The sequence below is a fragment of the Demequina rhizosphaerae genome (assembly GCF_000971255.1).
GTDB lineage: Bacteria > Actinomycetota > Actinomycetes > Actinomycetales > Demequinaceae > Demequina > Demequina rhizosphaerae.
On sequence record NZ_BBMC01000002.1, the window covers coordinates 1 to 16,825 of the forward strand.

At 72.0% G+C, this 16,825-nt stretch carries 21 protein-coding genes; 2 read left to right on the plus strand and 19 right to left on the minus strand.

All coding sequences use genetic code 11. From position 1 onward, the window contains the following. The 9 genes from AOM07_RS00020 to rimM all read right to left on the minus strand — a co-directional run. The coding region (locus tag AOM07_RS00020; RefSeq protein WP_228374365.1) for a helix-turn-helix domain-containing protein at positions 1–538 on the minus strand (538 nt) is incomplete at its 3' end. Between the two features lie 295 nt (positions 539–833). Beyond that, a complete protein-coding gene (locus AOM07_RS00025) occupies positions 834–2,468 on the minus strand; it encodes an MDR family MFS transporter (RefSeq protein WP_084829976.1) in 1,635 nt (544 codons plus the stop codon). Positions 2,469–2,506: 38 nt separating this feature from the next. After that, positions 2,507–3,130 (minus strand): TetR/AcrR family transcriptional regulator, encoded by a 624-nt coding sequence (locus AOM07_RS00030; protein WP_062309868.1) that lies wholly within the window; start codon positions 3,128–3,130, stop codon positions 2,507–2,509. A 262-nt stretch (positions 3,131–3,392) separates the two neighbouring features. After that, positions 3,393–3,716: a DUF2469 domain-containing protein gene (locus tag AOM07_RS00035; protein ID WP_062309872.1), complete on the minus strand. Its 324-nt coding sequence runs from the start codon at positions 3,714–3,716 to the stop codon at positions 3,393–3,395. A gap of 49 nt (positions 3,717–3,765) precedes the next feature. Next, the gene (gene rnhB / locus AOM07_RS00040; RefSeq protein WP_062309875.1) at positions 3,766–4,419 is read right to left on the minus strand and encodes a ribonuclease HII; all 654 of its coding nucleotides are present in this window, start codon (positions 4,417–4,419) and stop codon (positions 3,766–3,768) included. 1 nt (position 4,420) lies between these two features. Continuing rightward, positions 4,421–5,116 (minus strand): signal peptidase I, encoded by a 696-nt coding sequence (gene lepB / locus AOM07_RS00045; protein WP_062309880.1) that lies wholly within the window; start codon positions 5,114–5,116, stop codon positions 4,421–4,423. A gap of 20 nt (positions 5,117–5,136) precedes the next feature. Next, entirely contained in the window at positions 5,137–5,484 is a 348-nt protein-coding gene (gene rplS / locus AOM07_RS00050) for a 50S ribosomal protein L19 (protein ID WP_062309884.1), read from the minus strand. Positions 5,485–5,666: 182 nt separating this feature from the next. Continuing rightward, positions 5,667–6,389, minus strand: coding sequence for a tRNA (guanosine(37)-N1)-methyltransferase TrmD (gene trmD, locus AOM07_RS00055; protein ID WP_062309888.1), 723 nt, complete (start codon positions 6,387–6,389; stop codon positions 5,667–5,669). 2 nt (positions 6,390–6,391) lie between these two features. Beyond that, positions 6,392–6,925, minus strand: a complete 534-nt coding sequence (gene rimM, locus AOM07_RS00060) for a ribosome maturation factor RimM (RefSeq protein ID WP_062309893.1) — start codon at positions 6,923–6,925, stop codon at positions 6,392–6,394. A 75-nt stretch (positions 6,926–7,000) separates the two neighbouring features. Here rimM and AOM07_RS00065 point away from each other — a divergent pair, with 75 nt between their 5' ends. Both AOM07_RS00065 and AOM07_RS00070 read left to right on the plus strand, forming a co-directional pair. After that, positions 7,001–7,408, plus strand: coding sequence for a hypothetical protein (locus AOM07_RS00065; protein ID WP_062309897.1), 408 nt, complete (start codon positions 7,001–7,003; stop codon positions 7,406–7,408). 38 nt (positions 7,409–7,446) lie between these two features. Next, positions 7,447–7,857 (plus strand): hypothetical protein, encoded by a 411-nt coding sequence (locus AOM07_RS00070; RefSeq protein ID WP_062309902.1) that lies wholly within the window; start codon positions 7,447–7,449, stop codon positions 7,855–7,857. A gap of 92 nt (positions 7,858–7,949) precedes the next feature. On the opposite strand, the gene AOM07_RS00075 is transcribed toward AOM07_RS00070, so the two are convergent. The 10 genes from AOM07_RS00075 to ffh all read right to left on the minus strand — a co-directional run bounded on the left by AOM07_RS00075 (position 7,950) and on the right by ffh (position 16,810). Next, the gene (locus AOM07_RS00075; protein ID WP_062287270.1) at positions 7,950–8,180 is read right to left on the minus strand and encodes a KH domain-containing protein; all 231 of its coding nucleotides are present in this window, start codon (positions 8,178–8,180) and stop codon (positions 7,950–7,952) included. Positions 8,181–8,182: 2 nt separating this feature from the next. Further along, positions 8,183–8,635, minus strand: coding sequence for a 30S ribosomal protein S16 (rpsP, locus tag AOM07_RS00080; RefSeq protein ID WP_062309905.1), 453 nt, complete (start codon positions 8,633–8,635; stop codon positions 8,183–8,185). 162 nt (positions 8,636–8,797) lie between these two features. After that, a complete protein-coding gene (locus AOM07_RS00085; protein WP_062309908.1) occupies positions 8,798–9,574 on the minus strand; it encodes an FAD:protein FMN transferase in 777 nt (258 codons plus the stop codon). Next, the gene (locus tag AOM07_RS00090; RefSeq protein ID WP_062309913.1) at positions 9,571–10,200 is read right to left on the minus strand and encodes an FMN-binding protein; all 630 of its coding nucleotides are present in this window, start codon (positions 10,198–10,200) and stop codon (positions 9,571–9,573) included. The genes AOM07_RS00085 and AOM07_RS00090 overlap by 4 nt, the downstream gene beginning before the upstream one ends. A gap of 3 nt (positions 10,201–10,203) precedes the next feature. After that, a complete protein-coding gene (locus AOM07_RS00095; RefSeq protein ID WP_084829977.1) occupies positions 10,204–10,608 on the minus strand; it encodes an FMN-binding protein in 405 nt (134 codons plus the stop codon). Between the two features lie 10 nt (positions 10,609–10,618). Beyond that, positions 10,619–11,962: a ferredoxin reductase family protein gene (locus AOM07_RS00100; RefSeq protein WP_062309923.1), complete on the minus strand. Its 1,344-nt coding sequence runs from the start codon at positions 11,960–11,962 to the stop codon at positions 10,619–10,621. Positions 11,963–12,050: 88 nt separating this feature from the next. Next, positions 12,051–13,469, minus strand: a complete 1,419-nt coding sequence (locus AOM07_RS00105; RefSeq protein ID WP_062309928.1) for a ferredoxin reductase family protein — start codon at positions 13,467–13,469, stop codon at positions 12,051–12,053. After that, positions 13,466–14,062, minus strand: a complete 597-nt coding sequence (locus AOM07_RS00110) for an FMN-binding protein (protein ID WP_062309931.1) — start codon at positions 14,060–14,062, stop codon at positions 13,466–13,468. Before AOM07_RS00110 ends, AOM07_RS00105 begins: the two co-directional genes overlap by 4 nt. 71 nt (positions 14,063–14,133) lie before the next feature. Then, entirely contained in the window at positions 14,134–15,207 is a 1,074-nt protein-coding gene (locus AOM07_RS00115; protein WP_062309936.1) for an amidohydrolase family protein, read from the minus strand. A gap of 1 nt (position 15,208) precedes the next feature. Next, positions 15,209–16,810: a signal recognition particle protein gene (gene ffh / locus AOM07_RS00120; RefSeq protein ID WP_062309939.1), complete on the minus strand. Its 1,602-nt coding sequence runs from the start codon at positions 16,808–16,810 to the stop codon at positions 15,209–15,211. Positions 16,811–16,825 lie beyond the last annotated feature (15 nt).

The following is a 16,825-nucleotide window of genomic DNA, read 5'->3' on the forward strand; positions in this document are numbered from 1 at the left end:
AGATCGTCTCGTGGCTCACGCGCATGCTCTCGTCGCTGGGATACTCGTCGATCAGAGCGTGACAGATCTGCTCCGGCGACCACTTCAGGCGCAGCTTCTCCACCACGAAGTCCCGCAACGGGCCAGGATGCGCGAGCTTCGACTCCTTGGGCCGGGTCCGGCTGGCCGCCCATGAGCGCTGCGCCGCATGAGGACGGTACAAGCGGTCGGTGCTGCGGTTGTCGATCTCGCGTTTGATGGTCGACGCCGGCCGACCCAGCTCCCGCCCGATCGCCCGCAGCGACCAGCCCTGGCGCTTCAGGTCCGCGATCGTCTCCCGGTCGACGATGGTCAGGAACCGAGGATCCAGCACCGCCTCAACAGCAGCCACGGACAGCTGGGGCGTAGCGGACGTGTAGGTCGTCATACCCGTCTTGTAGTCGATGAAGCGGCCATCGGGATAAAGGCGCGTGCCATTGGACTTCACGACGCCTCGGTCCCACTCCTCGGCGGTGCGCTCATGCGCGCCAACCCGGGCGGCAGCGACGCTGCGCCGCACCCCGGCAGCACGCAGCCGCTCATACTCGGCCCGTCCCGGATGGGGGCCCGTGCCCGGCGTTCCACGACCGCGCACACCTGCCTTCCGTGCCCATCCATACGCCGTGTTCCGGCTCACGCCAACAGCACGAGCAGCCGCCGTGATATTGCCCTCGTGCAATTCCAGCACGTCAAAGAACTGGACTCTCAACTCCTCAAACGACACGATCCCCGCAACTCCCTGAAGTCAGGGTGTTGCGGGGATCGTTAGAACCGACCATCGCTCCTCCCCGCCCTTCGCTCTGGCTTCTGCGGTGCTACACGACGGCCGGCTCGCGGCGCTCGCCGTCGCGGTCCGTGCCGGTCTCGCCGTCCCGCTCCTCGAGGTACGCGCCCTCGAGGTCGAGCGACTCCGGGACAGCGTCGCGCTCGAGCGTGGTGCGCAGCGGCACCTCCTTGACGAACATCAGCAGCACGAGCGCCAGCAGCGCGAGCGGCACGATGTAGAGGAACACCGGGGTGAGCGCGTCGTTGTACGAGCCCACGATGATGTCCTGCGCCTGCTGCGGCAGCTCGGTGACCGCCTCGGGGGTGAGCGAGTTCGCGTCGCCCAGCGAGGCCGCGCCGCCGGGCACGCGCTCGGAGAGCAGCTCGATGAGGTTGTTGGTGAAGATCGAGCCGACCACCGCGGCGCCGAGCGAGGCGCCGATCTGGCGGAAGTAGTTGTTCGCGGCGGTGGCCGTGCCGACCATCGACAGGGGGAACGTGTTCTGCACGATGAGCACGAGCACCTGCATCTGGAGGCCGAGGCCCATGCCGAAGATCGCGAGGTACGTGCAGGTCACCCAGATGGGCTGGGTCGCGCTCATGGTCGACAGCAGGAACATCGCCACCGCGATGATGACGGCGCCGACGAGCGGGTAGACCTTGTAGCGGCCGGTGCGCGACACCGTGCGGCCCACGATGATCGAGGTGGGCAGCATCGCGCCCATCATCGGGATCATGAGCAGGCCCGCGGTGGTCGCGTCGACCTGCGCCACCATCTGCAGGTAGGTGGGCATGTAGGCGAGCGTGCCGAACATCGCGATGCCCATGAGCAGGCCGGCCGCGGTGGTGAGGTTGAAGTTGCGGTGCTTGAACATCTCGAGCGGCATGATCGGCTCGGCGGCGCGGCGCTCGACCAGCACGAACGCGACGCCCGCGAGCACGGTCAGCACGACGAGGCCGAGGATGACGGGCGAGGTCCACTCGTACTGGCCGCCGCCCCACGAGGTGAAGAGCACGAGCGAGGCCGACGCGATCGCGATGAGGGCCATGCCCGCGACGTCGAGGCGGGGCTTCTGACGGTCGCGCGGGGCGGGGTGGAGGAAGATCGCGACGGACGCCATCGCGATGAGGCCGAGCGGCACGTTGATCCACATGCACCACTGCCAGCCGATCGACTCGGTGAACCAGCCGCCCAGCAGGGGGCCGACGACCGAGGCGAGCGCGAACACGCCGCCCATGAGGCCCATGTACTTGCCGCGCTCGCGCGCGGGGACGATGTCCGCGATGACGGCCTGCGACAGGATCATGAGCCCGCCGCCGCCGAGGCCCTGGATGGCGCGGCCGACGATGAGCTCGGTCATGCCGCCCGACAGCGCACCCACGACGGAGCCGACCATGAACAGGCCGATCGCGATCATGAACAGCGACTTGCGGCCGATGAGGTCGCCGAGCTTGCCGTAGACCGGCATCATGATCGTCGCCGCGAGGATGTACGCGGTGGTGACCCACAGCATGTGGTCGACGCCGTCGAGCTCGCCGACGATGGTCGGCAGCGCGGTCGAGAAGATGGTCTGGTCGAGGGCCGACAGCAGCATGGCCGTCATGAGCCCCACGAAGACCAGCAGGATGCCCCTGCGGTCCGTGGCGGGCGCCTCAGCAGCGCGCGCCGATGTGGTGGTGGTCATGGTCTCTCTTTCGAACGGGGACGGACGCGGGTCGCGCGTCAGGGGGTGACGATGCGCCGGATGCGCGCGATCGCCGCGTGGATGTAGGTCTCGACCTCCGCCTCGTCGCCGCTCTGCTCGATCCAGAGCCGGCTGATGACGGGGAAGGCGCCCATCGCGACGCTCATGACGAGCTGCGCCTCGTCGGACGCCTCGGTCTCGGGCATGTCGGGGAACTGGTCCGCGAGGCGGCGGCGCACGAGCGCGGCCGTGGCCTGGCGCTTGTCGGCCATCCGCGTCACCTGCAGCGCCTGGAGGCTGGGCTCCTTGGTGTAGAGCTCGCGGCGCATCGCGAACACGTCGCGGTCGGGCTCGGTGGCGAAGAAGCCGCGGGCGATGAGCAGCATGAGGTCCTCGACGATCGACCCGCGCGCCTGCACGAACTCCTCGATGAGCACCTCGTCGGGCGCCGAGGGGGCGGGACCGATGAGGGCCCCCTCCTTGGTGCCGAAGTAGTTGAAGTAGGTCCGCGGCGAGATGTCGCTCGCCTCGCAGATCATGTCCACCGTCACGTCGTCGACGCCGTACTCGAGGGCCAGCGCGAGCGCGGCGCGCTCGACGCGGCGGGTGCGGCGCAGGCGGTTGCGCTCGCGGAGTCCGAGGACGGGGGTGGCGGTGGGCATGGCTCAATTCTTGCAGTTACTGCACTTTTGCGTCAAGTGCAGATTTGCGCGGACTGCACGCATGGCGGGCTCCCCCGTCTGTGTGGGCCCGCGCCGCCCCTCCCCCGAACCGGCGTACGAGCCCGGGCACGCGCGCATCGTCCCCGGTGCACGGCCGGACGATGCGCCACGAACGCCGGTTGCGTGAGGCGGGCAGGGGCCGGCGGCCCGGAACGCACGAGGCCCCCGGGATCTCCCCGGGGACCTCGTGGACGGGTGCGGCCTAGCGGCCGCGCAGCTGACGGATGTCGGGGAGGTCGTCGTCGCGGGCGAGCTCCTCGATGTTGACGTCCTTGAACGTCACGACGCGCACGTTCTTCACGAGGCGCGCGCTGCGGTAGACGTCCCAGACCCAGGCGTCGGTCATGGTCACCTCGAAGTAGATGTCCCCGCCTGACGCCTTGACCTGGAGGTCCACCTTGTTGCACAGGTAGAACCGACGCTCCGTCTCCACGACGTACTGGAACAGTCCCACCACGTCGCGGTACTCGCGGTAGAGCGCGAGCTCGGCTTCGGTCTCGTAGTTCTCGAGGTCTTCGTGGCTCACCGTTCAATGATGGCCGCAAACCCCCCGGCTTGGCGAATGCCGCGCCGCGTCACGAGGCGCGGAAGGGCAGCTTCCAGGAGACACGGTGGAGCGGGGACGGGCCGTGGGCCCGGAGCGCCTCGAGGTGGGACGCGGCGCCGTAGCCCTTGTTGGAGTCCCAGCCGTACTCGGGGTGGTCCTCGTGGGCCGCGGCCATGAGGGCGTCGCGCTCGACCTTGGCGAGCACCGAGGCCGCCGCGATGGACGCGCACGCGCGGTCGCCCTTGACGATCATCGTCACGGGCGGCGCGTCCCACTCGTCCGCGTGGTCGGAGAAGAGGTCGGCCGGCGGCGGCGTGAGCCAGTCGTGGGTGCCGTCCAGCAGCACCGCGTCGACGGCCACGGGGATCGCGTCGAGGGCGCGGCCGGCGGCGAGCCGGAGCGCGGCGACGATGCCGACCTCGTCGATCTCGGCGGCGGTGGCGTGGCCCACCGCGCGACCCACGCCGAAGGACGCGAGCGGCTCGACCAGCGCCTCGCGCCGCGCCGCGCTCAGCAGCTTGGAGTCGGTGAGGCCCTCGGGCCAGGCGTCGCAGCGGGTGACGACGGCGACGCCGACGCTGACGGGGCCCGCAAGGGCGCCTCGGCCGACCTCGTCGATGCCGGCGACGGCGTCGAAGCCGGCGTCCCACAGCGCGGCCTCGTGGATCAGCGAGACCGTCACGTCACTCCTGGATGGCCTCGGCCTGGGCGCCGAAGGGGTTGCCGACGCCGCCGAAGCGGTCGAACGGCCACACGACGGCGAAGGTGGTGCCCACGACGTTGTCGACGGGCACGGTGCCGCCGCCCGGGTCGCCCATGTGGGCGCGGGAGTCGGCGGAGTCGTCGCGGTTGTCGCCCATGACCCACAGGTAGCCGGAGGGGACCTCGACGCGGAAGGTGGTGCCGCACGGGCGCGAGCCCTCGGCGGTGTAGTCCTCGTCGAGCGCCTCGCCGTTGACCGTCACCTGGCCGTCGGGGTCGGTGCACTCGACGATGTCGCCGGGCAGGCCGATGACGCGCTTGACGAGGTGCTCGCCGGCGTCCTCCGGCAGCAGGCCCGTCCAGGTGAGGACGTCCTTGACGACGAGCGTGAGGCCGCTGTCGTCGTCGGCGGAGTGCCCGAGCCAGTTCGCCGGGTCCTTGAAGACCACGACGTCGCCGCGACGCAGCGGCAGCGGGTCGGGGCGCCACTTGGTGACGAGGATGCGATCGCCCTCGACGAGCGTGGGCTCCATCGAGGGCGAGGGGATGTAGAAGGACTGGAAGAAGAAGGTCTTGATGACCAGCGAGAGCAGCAGCGCGCTCACGATGACGAGGACGAGCTCCTTCGCCCAGCCCCATGCACGACGGCCGGCGGACGGTTTCCCGCCCGCCGGCACGTCAGCGCTGGTCGCGATGGTCAGCTCTCGCGCTTCTCGCGGATGCGCGCCGCCTTGCCGCGCAGACCGCGCAGGTAGTACAGCTTCGCGCGACGCACGTCGCCGCGGCGGTCCAGCTCGATCTTCTCGATCGTGGGGGCGTGCACCGGGAAGGTGCGCTCGACGCCCACGCCGAACGAGATCTTGCGGACGGTGAAGGTCTCGCCGACGCCCTGGCCCTGGCGCGCGATGACGACGCCCTGGAAGACCTGGATACGCGAGCGGGTGCCCTCGATGACCTTGACGTGGACCTTCACGGTGTCACCGGCGCGGAACGCCGGGACGTCGTCGCGGAGCTGGTCCGCAACCACATGGTCAAGCTTCTGCATGACTTTCTCTCCTCGCACATGCCACAGGTCACGCACGGTATCCGCCTGATGGCGATCGGTGTGTTCAGCTGCGTCGCGGATGCCGCCGGACCCCCTGTGGCAGGTCTCGGCGCCGCGCGCACCGAGGAACTATTCTGCCACACCGTGCCCGGACGATGCGAGGGCTAGGCGGCAGCGGCGCGTCACCAGGCGCCGGGCTCCTCCGGCGGGAGCAGGTCCGGCCGGCGCTCGCGCGTGCGCGCGACCTGCTGCTCGTGGCGCCACTCGGCCACGCGCGCGTGGTGTCCGCTGAGCAGCACGTCCGGGACGTCGAGCCCGCGCCACGACTGCGGGCGCGTGTACGACGGGTACTCGAGCAGCCCGTCGGAGTGCGACTCCTCGACGATCGACTGCGCGTTGCCCATGAACCCCGGGATGAGGCGCGTGACGGCCTCGATCATCGCGTAGGCCGCGACCTCTCCCCCGTTGAGCACGTAGTCCCCGAGGCTCACCTCGAGCACGCGGTAGCCGGCCTCGGCGTAGTGCTGGGCGACGCGCGCGTCGATGCCCTCGTAGCGCCCGCACGCGAACACGAGCTGCGAGGCGGTCGACAGGTCCTGCGCGAGCGCCTGCGTGAACGGCACGCCGGCGGGGCTCGGCACGACGAGCACGCCCGTGGGCCGCAACACGTCGTCGAGCGCCTTGCCCCACACGTCCGGCTTCATCACCATGCCGGCGCCGCCGCCGAACGGCGCATCGTCCACCGTGCGGTGCACGTCCGGGGTGCCGTCGGACTTGAAGGCCGCGTAGTCGCGGAGATCGTGGACGTGCGTCTCGACGAGCTCGGCCTGGCGGGCCTTGCCCAGCAGGGACACGTCGAGCACCTGGAAGAACTCCGGGAAGATCGTGACGACGTCGATGCGCATCCTCATGACGACGTCTCCCCCGTGACCTCGGGCTGCTCGCCGGCGAGCAGGCCGTAGGGCGGCGTGAGCACGACGAGGCCGCCGTCGACGTCGACCTCGGGCACGAACTCCTCGACGAACGGGATCATCGCGCGGTGACCGCCGGGCTGCTTGACCACGAGCAGGTCCTGCGCGGGCATCGTCACGAGGTCGACGACCTCGCCGATCGCGTCGCCGTCGGGCGTGACGGCGGCCAGGCCGACGAGCTGGTGGACGAACCACGCGTCGTCCTCGTCGGACTCGGCGCCGTCGATCGTGAGCTCGATGCCGCGCGCGGCCTCGGCGGCGTCGCGGCCGCGGATCTCCTCGAACTGCACGTACCAGCGTCCGGCCTGGACGCGCACGCGGTCGACGGTGAGCGGGCCGGCGGACGCGGGCTCCGTGTCGAACACCTCGCCCGGCACGAGGCGGTCCTCGGGGATGTCGGTGCGCAGCTCGACCGACACCTCCCCCTTGAGCCCGTGGGCGCGGCCGATGCGGGCGACGGTCAATCTCATGACACCAGGGTACTTTCCGCCGCCGCGGCGCCCGCGCGCGCTAGCGTGGTCCCGACATCCACCTGGGGAGAGGCAATGGCCGCAGCCACGGGGCGCCCGCCCGGCGTCACCTTCGTCGTGATCCTCACGTGGGTCGCGGCCATCGGCGACCTGGTCACGGGCGCCGCGCTCGTGTGGCTGAGCCTCAACATGGGCGGCGTCGACATCGCGCTCACCGCGAGCGAGCTGCGCGCGTACGCGTTCGTGCTGCTCGCCGTCGGCCTCCTCACGTCCGCCTTCGCCCTCGGCGTCGCGGCCGGCTCCCAGGTGTCGCGCGTGATCGTCATGATCATCATGGCGGCGCGCCTCGCGGGCGGCATCTACGCCTACAGCGTGCTCGGCGAGCTGGTGAAGTGGCAGGCACTGGGCCAGGTGGTCGGCTCGCTGCTGATCATCCTCGCGCTGTCCACGCCTCGCGCGTTCGCGTATTTCCGAGCATCCTGAGAGGGAGCGCCGCGCGCGCCCGGACCGAGGAGGCTCCCATGGCCAGCGAACGTCGTCCCGTCTCCGTCACGCTGGTCTCGGCGCTCACGTGGCTCGCGGCCGCGCTCGACATCCTCGCCGGCGCCGCGATGATCTGGTTCTACTACAACCCGGACGACCTCAGCTCGAGCATCGACGCGGACAACCTGCTCTGGTACGGGATGACCACGCTGGTGGTCGGCGTGTTCACCGCGGCGGTCGCGGCGGGCCTCGCGATGGGCTCGCAGGGCGCCCGCGTGCTCGTCATCCTCGTGATGGTGCTGCGCATCGCCGGCGCCGCGTACGGCCTCGGCCGGGTGGGCGGCGAGGTCGCGTGGCAGGCCGCGCTCCAGATCGTGCTGGCCCTCGTGATCATCGGCCTGCTCTCGACGCGACGCGCCTCGACCTGGTTCCGCGGCACGCGGGTCTGAGCCCGCGCGTCGTCCCTCGGCACGAGCCGGCCCCGGACGCGAGAAGGCCCCCTTCCCGGAGGAAGGGGGCCTTCTGTGCGTCGAGCCTGAGGCTAGGCGACGTCCACGATGTTGACGCGGACGTCGTCACGCGCGATGGCCTCGACGACCGTGCGGATCGCCGTCGCGGTGCGACCGCGGCGACCGATGACCCGCGGAAGGTCGTCGGGGTGCACCACCACGTTGAGGGTGGTGCCGCGACGCCCGGAGCGCTCGGTCACGCGGACGTCGTCCGGGTTGCGGACGATGCTGCGGACCAGGAACTCGAGAGCGTCGACGACCATCGTCAGTTCTCCTCGGCGGGGGCCTCGGCGGCCTCGTCGGCGACCTCGGCCTCGGCGGCGGCGGTCTCCTCGGCCTTGGCGGCCTCCTTGGCGGCGGCGGCGTCGGCCTTGGCCTTCTCCGCGGCGTCGGCCTGGGCCTTGATGGCGTCGGCGGCGTCGGTCTTGGCGGCGGCACCCTTGACGGTGCTCACGCCCTTCTCACCCTTGAAGGTGGCCCAGTCGCCGGTGAGCTTGAGCAGCGCGGTGACCTGCTCCGAGGGCTGCGCGCCCACGGAGAGCCAGTACTGCGCGCGCTCCGAGTCGATCTCGATGACCGAGGGCTCCTCGGTGGGGTGGTACTTGCCGATCTCCTCGATCGCACGGCCGTCGCGCTTGGTGCGCGAGTCCATGACGACGACGCGGTAGAACGGGGCGCGCTTCTTGCCGAAGCGCTTGAGGCGGATCTTCACAGCCATGGCTGTCTCCTTCTGAATTCGGTGTGAGCCGGATCTCCACCCCCGGGGAATCACGGGAGCCTCGACCTGGCAAGACGAATCGGCGTGCACGGGTAGAGGGCCGTGCGCGCCAGCGCCCCATTGTGCCAGATGGGACGATGCGCGACCAACCTCGCGCCCCGCTCACCTCACGCTGGGCCACCCGGGCGACGTCTGCGCATCGTACGTGCCGTCGAATCGGCCGCCCGCGATGAGCAGCACCTCGAGGCCGCGCTCGAGCGCAGCGGCGACGACGCGCGGCCCTGCCCCGGCGATCGCGGTCGCCCACGCGTCGCACTCGGTGAGGTCGCGACCCGCCACGGACACCTGCATGTAGTGACGCGCGGTCTCCCCCGTGACGGGGTCCCAGATGTGGTCGACCACCTGCGCGCCGCCCGAGGTCGCGAGCGCGGTGAACGCGCCGCCGAGCTCGACGACGTCGACCACCGGGGTGCCGGTCGGGTCGCCGGAGACGCGGGGGTCCGCGATGCCGATCCGCCGCGGCCGGTTCCCCGCCACGAGCACGTCGCCCGAGGCGCCGACCATCCAGTCGGCGGCGCGGGCCGCGCGCAGGTGGCGGCTCGCGCGCGCGACCGCCCAGCCCTTGACGAGGCCGGTGGGGTCGAGCACGCCGTCCTTGCGGCGCGCGTCGAAGCCGCCGCCGGTCTGCTCGCGGTACCACTCGCAGGCCTCGAGGACCTCGCGCAGCTCGTGCGGCGCCTCGTCGAGCGTGAGGTCGCCGCGCAGGTAGCCGCTGAGGTACGAGTGCTCCTTCCACAGCGAGAACACCTCGTCGGCCCACACGAGGCCGGCGTGGAACTGCGCGAGCGCGCCGTCGACCTCGAGCGGGTCGGCGTCGTCGAGCTCGACGACGAACGGCATCGCCATCGCGTGCACCGTGGTGCGGAACGTCTCCGTCACAGTCCTGCCTCTTCGAACGCGCCCCGCAGCGACTCCGTGAACGCGGGCGAGGTGTACGACGCGCCGCTCACGGCCTCGACGTCCCACGTCTGCGCCGCGAGGACCTTCTCGCGCAGCTCCGGGATCGCGCGCGCGTTGATCTGCACGGACTGCGCGTCCTGCGTGCCCGCCGCGATCGCCTGCACGTCCGTCACCTCGCCGCCGGTCACCGTGATGCGCGCCTGGAAGTCCCCGCGGGCGTTGGAGACGACCGGGCCGTCGACCGTGGACGATGCGGGCTCGGGGTCGGCCTGCTCGGTGGCGGTGGCCGTCGGCGCGGGGTCCGCGGTGGTCGCGACGGGCTCGGGGGTCGCGATCGCGCAGTCGTCGTCCTCGGCGAAGTCCTTGTCGTCGTCCTCGTCGTCGCCGCTGTCGTCCGGCTCGCATGTGACCGACGGGGTGGGCTGCGGGACCGGGCTCTCGGAGGCCGTGGGGGACGCGGACGGCTCGGCGGTCGTCGGCGACGCGTCGGGGCTCGCCGGCGCGACGAGGTCGAGGGTCGGCAGCTCCTTGGGCGAGGCCGCCCAGCCCGCGCCGACGATCGCGGCGCACCCGCCGGCGACCATCACGGCACGGGACGCGCGCATCGCCTAGCCCGCCGCCTGGTCGAGCGCGCCCTCGACCGACTCGAGGAAGCCCGGCGACGTGTACGAGGCGCCGGACACGGCCTCGACGTCGGCGCTCTGCGCCGCGATCACCTTCTCCGCGAGCTCGGGGATCGCGGTCGCGTTGATCTGGAGCGACTGGGGGTCCTGCGTGCCCGCCTCGATCGCGGCGACCTGCGTGATCGCGCCGTCCTCGACGGTGACCTGCGCCTGGAAGCCGCCCTTCTCGTTCTCGACACGCGGGCCGTCGTACGTGCCGTCGACGTACGTGGCGGCGGCCGCGGCGTCGCCGGCGGGCTCCGCCTCAGCGTCCGTGCCGCAGCCCGTCAGCACCGTGGTCGCGGCGCCCGCGAACGCCAGCGCGCCCACCGTCCTGGTCATCGTCCTCATGCGCTCTCCCTCACCATCCGAACCTCTCGCGGTGGACCGCCGCCGCGGGCACGCCGGCCGCGCGCGCGTCGAGCTCCACCGTCTCGGCCCACGCCACGGGGCCGCACACGTACACGTCGCGGGACGCGACGTCGGGCACCAGCGCGCCCAGGCTCTCCCCCGCCGCCGTGCCCCAGCCGCCCCCGCGCGGACCGGCCACGACCACGACCTCGGCGCCGCGCTCGGCGGCGAGCGCCTCGACCTCGTCGATGAGGGGCGCCTCCTCGCGCGAGCGGACCCGGAGCACGACGGTGCACGGCTCGTGCGCCTCCTCGAGGAGCGCCCGGATGGGCGTGACGCCGATGCCGGAGGCCACGAGCACCGACCCTGGTGCGGTGCGCTCGACGTCGGTGAAGATGCCGAGCGGGCCCTCCGCGAGGACCCGCGTGCCGGGCGCGAGCCCGCGCAGCGCGGCCGAGGCGTCGCCCGAGGGCTTGACCGTGATCCGCAGCGAGTCGGGGCGTGGCGCGCGCGACAGCGACCACGGGTGCGCCTGCGTCCAGCGCTCGCGGTCGAGGAAGCGCCACAGCAGGAACTGCCCGGGACGCGCGCCCAGCCGGTCGAGGCTGCGGCCGCTCATGACGACGCTGGTCGAGCCGTCGGGCTGCGGCTCGACCGACGCGACGCGGAGGTCGTGGCGCGCGAGCAGCACGAGGGGGCGGACGAGGCGGAAGGCGAGGAACGAGCCGACGGCGAGGGTCCACAGCGCGAGCCAGAACCACCAGGCCGCGCCGCCGTCGCGGAAGGTCGAGCCCTCGAGGAACTGGTGCGGCACGACCGCCGCGATCGCGAGGTACACGAGCAGGTGGACGGCGTGCCAGCGCTCGTAGCGCCACCGGGACCGCACCGCGACGAGGGACGTCGCGACGACGATGGCGAAGAGCCCGAGCCCGACCTGCGCGGCCACCATGAACCACCCGAGGTCCCACAGCGCGACCGCCTCGGTGAGGATCGAGCGGCCGTCGTAACGCGCGCTCATCACGAGGATGAGGCCCACGTGGACGAGCATGAGGATGAACGCGACCTTCCCCAGCCGCGTGTGGGTCGCGGCGGCGCGGTCGTGGCCGAGCGCGCGCTCGACGTAGGGGGCGCGCGAGATCAGGGTGATCTGGGCGAGCACGAGCACCGCGGCGACGATGCCGGCGACGCGGCCGAGCCCGTAGAGGTGGTCGAGGGGCTCGGTGGTGAGCAGCCCGCCCGAGGCGACGAAGAGGGCGACGCCGACGGCGGCGACCAGGTAGACGGAGGCCTCGAGCCCGTCCCGCCACAGGCCTCGGCGGGCGGTGCGCCGCGCGTAGGCCTCGAGGGTGCTCACGGGACCTCCGGGGGCTCGGGGACGGGCTGGTCCGTGCAACGCGCGCGGGCGGCCTGACGTTCCTGCGCGCGCACGTGCATCGTACTTGCTACCAGGCGAACTCCTCCGCGTGCCGGCGCTCGTCGGGCACCCCGGCGGCCGCCGCATCGTCCAGCACGGCGTCGACCCACGGCTGGGGGCCGCATGCGTAGACGTCCGCGCCGGCGATCGACGGCACGAGCTGCGCGAGCCGCGTGGGGAAGGCGGCGGGCGCCCAGCCGTCGCCGCGGCGGCCGACGAGGACGTGCAGGGCGGCGCCGCGCGCGGCGGCGAGCTCGCGGAACTCGTCGAGGTGAGGGATCTCCGCCTCGGAGTGCGCGCGCACGATGACGGTGCAGCCGCCCGGCCTGATGTCCGCCGCCTCGAGCAGCGCCAGGACGGGCGTGATGCCGACGCCGGCGCCGGCGAGGACGAGGTGGTCGCCCGAGCGGGACTCGTCGGTGAAGATGCCGAGCGGACCCTCGACCATGACGCGGGTGCCGGGCTTGAGCGTCCGCAGCGCGGACGAGCCGTCGCCGAGGGGCTTGACCGTGATGCGCATCCAGCCGTCGCGCACCGTGCGGGACAGCGAGTACGGGTGCGCCTGGCCCCACATGCCCGCCTGGAGGAAGCGGAAGAGGAGGAACTGGCCGCCCCGGGCGCCGAGCTTGCGGAGCCGGCGGCCGTGCATCGCGATGACCGTCGACCCGTCGGGCAGGGTGCCGACCGCGGCCACGCGGATGTCGTGGCGCAGGAAGCGGGCCAGGGGGCGCACGACGCGGTACGCGAGGAGCCCGCCGACCGCGACGGTCCACAGCACCACCCAGTACCACCAGGCGACGCCCATGCTCATGAAGCTCTCGCCGTCGGTGAGCTGGTGCGGGATGGACAGCCCGACGGCGACGTAGCTGAAGACGTGGACGGCGTGCCAGTTCTCGTACCGCCAGCGGCTGCGCACGATCGCGTACGAGGTGATGACCACGGCGCAGAGGACGACGAAGCCGACGCTCGCCATGAACATGGGCCCGCCCCAGCCCACGACGAAGTCCCAGGTCTGCGCGAGGAGGCCGGTCTGGGTGGGCATCGCGTAGCCGGCGACGAGCAGCACGATGTGGGCGATGATGACGAGGAAGCCGATGCGGCCCAGCTGCGAGTGGACGCGCGCGGCACGGTCGTGGCCGATCGCCTGCTCGACGAGCGGGATCCGGGCGATGAGGATGAGCTGGGCCATGATCATGGTCGACGCTGCGATGCCGGCGATGCGGCCGAGCGTGATGAGCAGGCCGGCGACGCTGGTGACGTCGACGCTGCCCGAGGCGAGCATGAACGAGACCCCGCCGACGCCCGCGAGCCAGGCCGCGGCCTCGAGCGTGTCCTTGCGGCGGCTGCGTCCGGCGGCGCGCTCCCGCCGGTCGCGCACGGTCGGGTCGACGTAGCGGTGCGGCGCCGGCGCGCGGCGGGCGGGGGTCCGGGGCGCGACGGCGGTCATGCGATCCCCGCAACCTGCATCGCGCTGTACACGGCCTCCTCGACGGCGTCGGACGTGAAGCTCGCGCCGGACACGTAGCCCACGTTGACGTCCTGGGCCTCGAGGATCGCCTGCTCGAGCACGGGGATGGCGTAGTCGTTGATCTGCTGCGAGTGGTGGTCGGCCTCGCCGGACTGGAGCCACTCGATCGCGGTCATCTGGCCGTTCTCGACGGTGATCTCCGCCTGGAAGACGCCGTAGCGGCTGCTGATCGCCTCGCCGTCGTAGACGGTGGCGCCGCTCGAGTCGGTCGTGCCGGAGTCCGTGGTGCCGGAGTCCGTGGTGCCGGAGTCGGTGCTGCCGGAATCGGTCGTGCCGGTGTCCGGCGTGGCGGTCGAGGTGTCGGTCGAGGTCGACGAGTCGGCGCCGCCGCTCGTGCCCGAGCCCGAGTCCGCGGTGCCGGTGGACGTGTCGGTCGAGACGTCGGTCTGCGCCTCGGCGACGGTCTGGGTCGACGCATCGTCCGGCCAGAGGAAGCCGGTGCCCATGACGGCGCCGGTCGACAGGAGCGTGGCGGAGATGCCGGTGACGAGGATGCCCGATGAACGCTTCATACCCCCAATATCAGCGGCGGTACCTGAGAGCCCTCAAAGGTCGACCTGGGAGTTCGCTGGGAGCAGGGGCTTCACACCAGCGCGCCGCGCAGCACCACGTGGCGCGGCGAGCACAGCGCGGAGATGCTGTCGCGCGGGTCCTCGGCGTACACGACGAGGTCCGCGGGGGCGCCCTCCTCGAGGCTGGGCGCGCCGAGGAACTCCCGCGCGCGCCACGACGCCATCGCGACCACCTCGGCGTCCGGGATGCCCGCGGCGACCATGAGCGCCGCCTCGGCAGGGAGCGCGCCGTGGCCGATCGTGCCGCCCGCGTCCGTGCCGACGAGCAGCTGCACCCCGGCCTCGTGCAGCGCCAGCGCGTGAGCGAAGCGCCGCTCGTGCATGGGCCGCATGCGGGCCGAGTACGCGGGGAAGCGGGACTCGCCCTGGGCGGCGTAGCCCTCGAAGTTCGCGACCTGGAGGAGGGTCGGCACCACGGGGATGCCGCGGCGGGCGGCCTCGTCCATGTGGTCGGCGGTCATGCCGGTGCCGTGCTCGATGCAGTCGATGCCCGCGTCGAGGAGCCCGTCCATCGTCTCGGTGGCGAAGGTGTGCGCGGTGACGCGGGCGCCGGCCTCGTGGGCCGCGGCCACGCCCTCGGCGAGCACGTCGTCGGGCCACAGCGGCGTGAGGTCGCCCACCTCGCGGTCGATCCAGTCCGCGATGATCTTCACCCAGCCGTCGCCCTTGCGGGCCTCCTCCGCCATCGCGGCGGGCAGCTCGGCGACGTCGATCTCGCGCGCGTAGTAGCGCAGGTAGCGCATGGGACGGGCGATGAAGCGGCCCGCGCGGATGAGCCGCGGCGCCGTGGTGACGCCGTCGAGGAAGCGCGTGTCCGTGGGCGAGCCGGCGTCGCGGATGAGCAGCGTCCCGGCGTCGCGGTCGACGAGGGCCTGCTTGAGCGCGAGGTCGGGGTCGACCGCTCCCCCGCTGTCGAGCCCGACGTGGCAGTGCACGTCGACGAGGCCCGGCACGACCACGCCGTCCACCTCGTGCCGCGCCGCCACCGTGGGCGGCTCGTACGTGATCCGTCCCTCCACCACCCAGGCCTCGTCGCGTACGTCGTCGTCTCCGACGATCACGGGCCCGGTGAGGTGGAGCGCCATGTCAGCGTCCCAGGTACTTCGAGAGGTCCGCGTTGAGCGCGTCCCGGTCGACGTCCTGTGGCGCCTGCTGCCCGAGCCCGAAGGCCGAGCCCTGCGACGCCGCCGGGGCGGATGCCGCCCTGGTGCGCGCTTCGGCCTCCTGCTGGGCCCTCTTCGCCGGGTTGCCCGACTTGCCCTTGACCTTGCGCTGGGGCGCCTGCTTGCCCTTCGACTTCTTCCCGCCCGGAAGGCCGCCGAACGCGCCCGGGGCGCCGCCGGCGCCTGGCATCTGCGGCATGCTGCCGCCGCGGGACATCGCGCGCATCATCTGCTGCGCCTGCTCGAAGCGCTTGACGAGCGAGTTGACGTCCGAGACCTGCATGCCCGAGCCCTTGGCGATGCGCGCGCGGCGCGAGCCGTTGAGGACCTTGGGGTTGTCGCGCTCGAGCGGCGTCATCGACTGGATGATCGCCTCGGTGCGGACGAGCTCGCGCTCGTCGAAGTTCTCGATCTGGTCGCGGATCTGCCCCATGCCGGGAAGCATGGTGAGCATCTTCTTCATCGAGCCCATGTTCTTGAGCTGCTGCATCTGGCTGAGGAAGTCCGCGAGCGTGAAGTCCTCGCCCTTGGTGACCTTCTCGGCCATCCGCTCGGCCTCGGCCTGGTCGAACGTGCGCTCGGCCTGCTCGATCAGCGTGAGGATGTCGCCCATGTCGAGGATGCGCGACGCCATGCGGTCGGGGTGGAACACCTCGAAGTCGTCGAGCTTCTCGCCCGTCGACGCGAACATGATGGGGCGGCCCGTGACCTCCGCGACCGACAGCGCGGCACCGCCGCGCGCGTCGCCGTCGAGCTTGGTCAGCACGACGCCGGTGAAGTCGACGCCCTCCTGGAACGCGGTCGCGGTGGCGACGGCGTCCTGACCGATCATCGCGTCGATGACGAAGAGGACCTCGTCGGGCTCGGTCGCCTTGCGGATGTCCGCGGCCTGGCGCATGAGCTCCTGGTCGATGCCCAGGCGGCCGGCGGTGTCGATGATGACGACGCTGTGCTGGCGCTGCTCGGCCTCCTTGAGGCCCTTCTTCGCGACCTTGACGGGGTTGCCGCGGGGGCGCTCGTCCTCGCGCGTCACGCCCGCCTCGGGGGCGAACACCGGCACGCCGGCACGCTCGCCGACGACCTTGAGCTGGGTGACGGCGTTGGGGCGCTGGAGGTCCGCGGCGACGAGCAGCGGCGTGTGGCCCTGCTGCTTGAGGTGGTGCGCGAGCTTGCCGGCGAGGGTGGTCTTTCCGGCGCCCTGGAGGCCGGCGAGCATGATGACCGTCGGGCCGGTCTTGGAGAAGCGCATCGCGCGGGTCTCGCCGCCGAGGATGCCGATGAGCTCCTCGTTGACGATCTTGACGACCTGCTGGCCCGGGTTGAGCGCGCCCGAGACCTCGGCGCCGAGAGCGCGCTCGCGGATGTTGGACGTGAAGGTCCGGACGACGGGGACGGCGACGTCCGCGTCGAGGAGAGCGCGACGGATCTCGCGGATGGTGCCGTCGATGTCCGCCTCGGAGAGGCGGCCCTTGCCCCGCAGGTTGCGGAACGTCTCTGTCAGGCGATCGGAGAGGTTGGCGAACACGGATATCCCTTCACA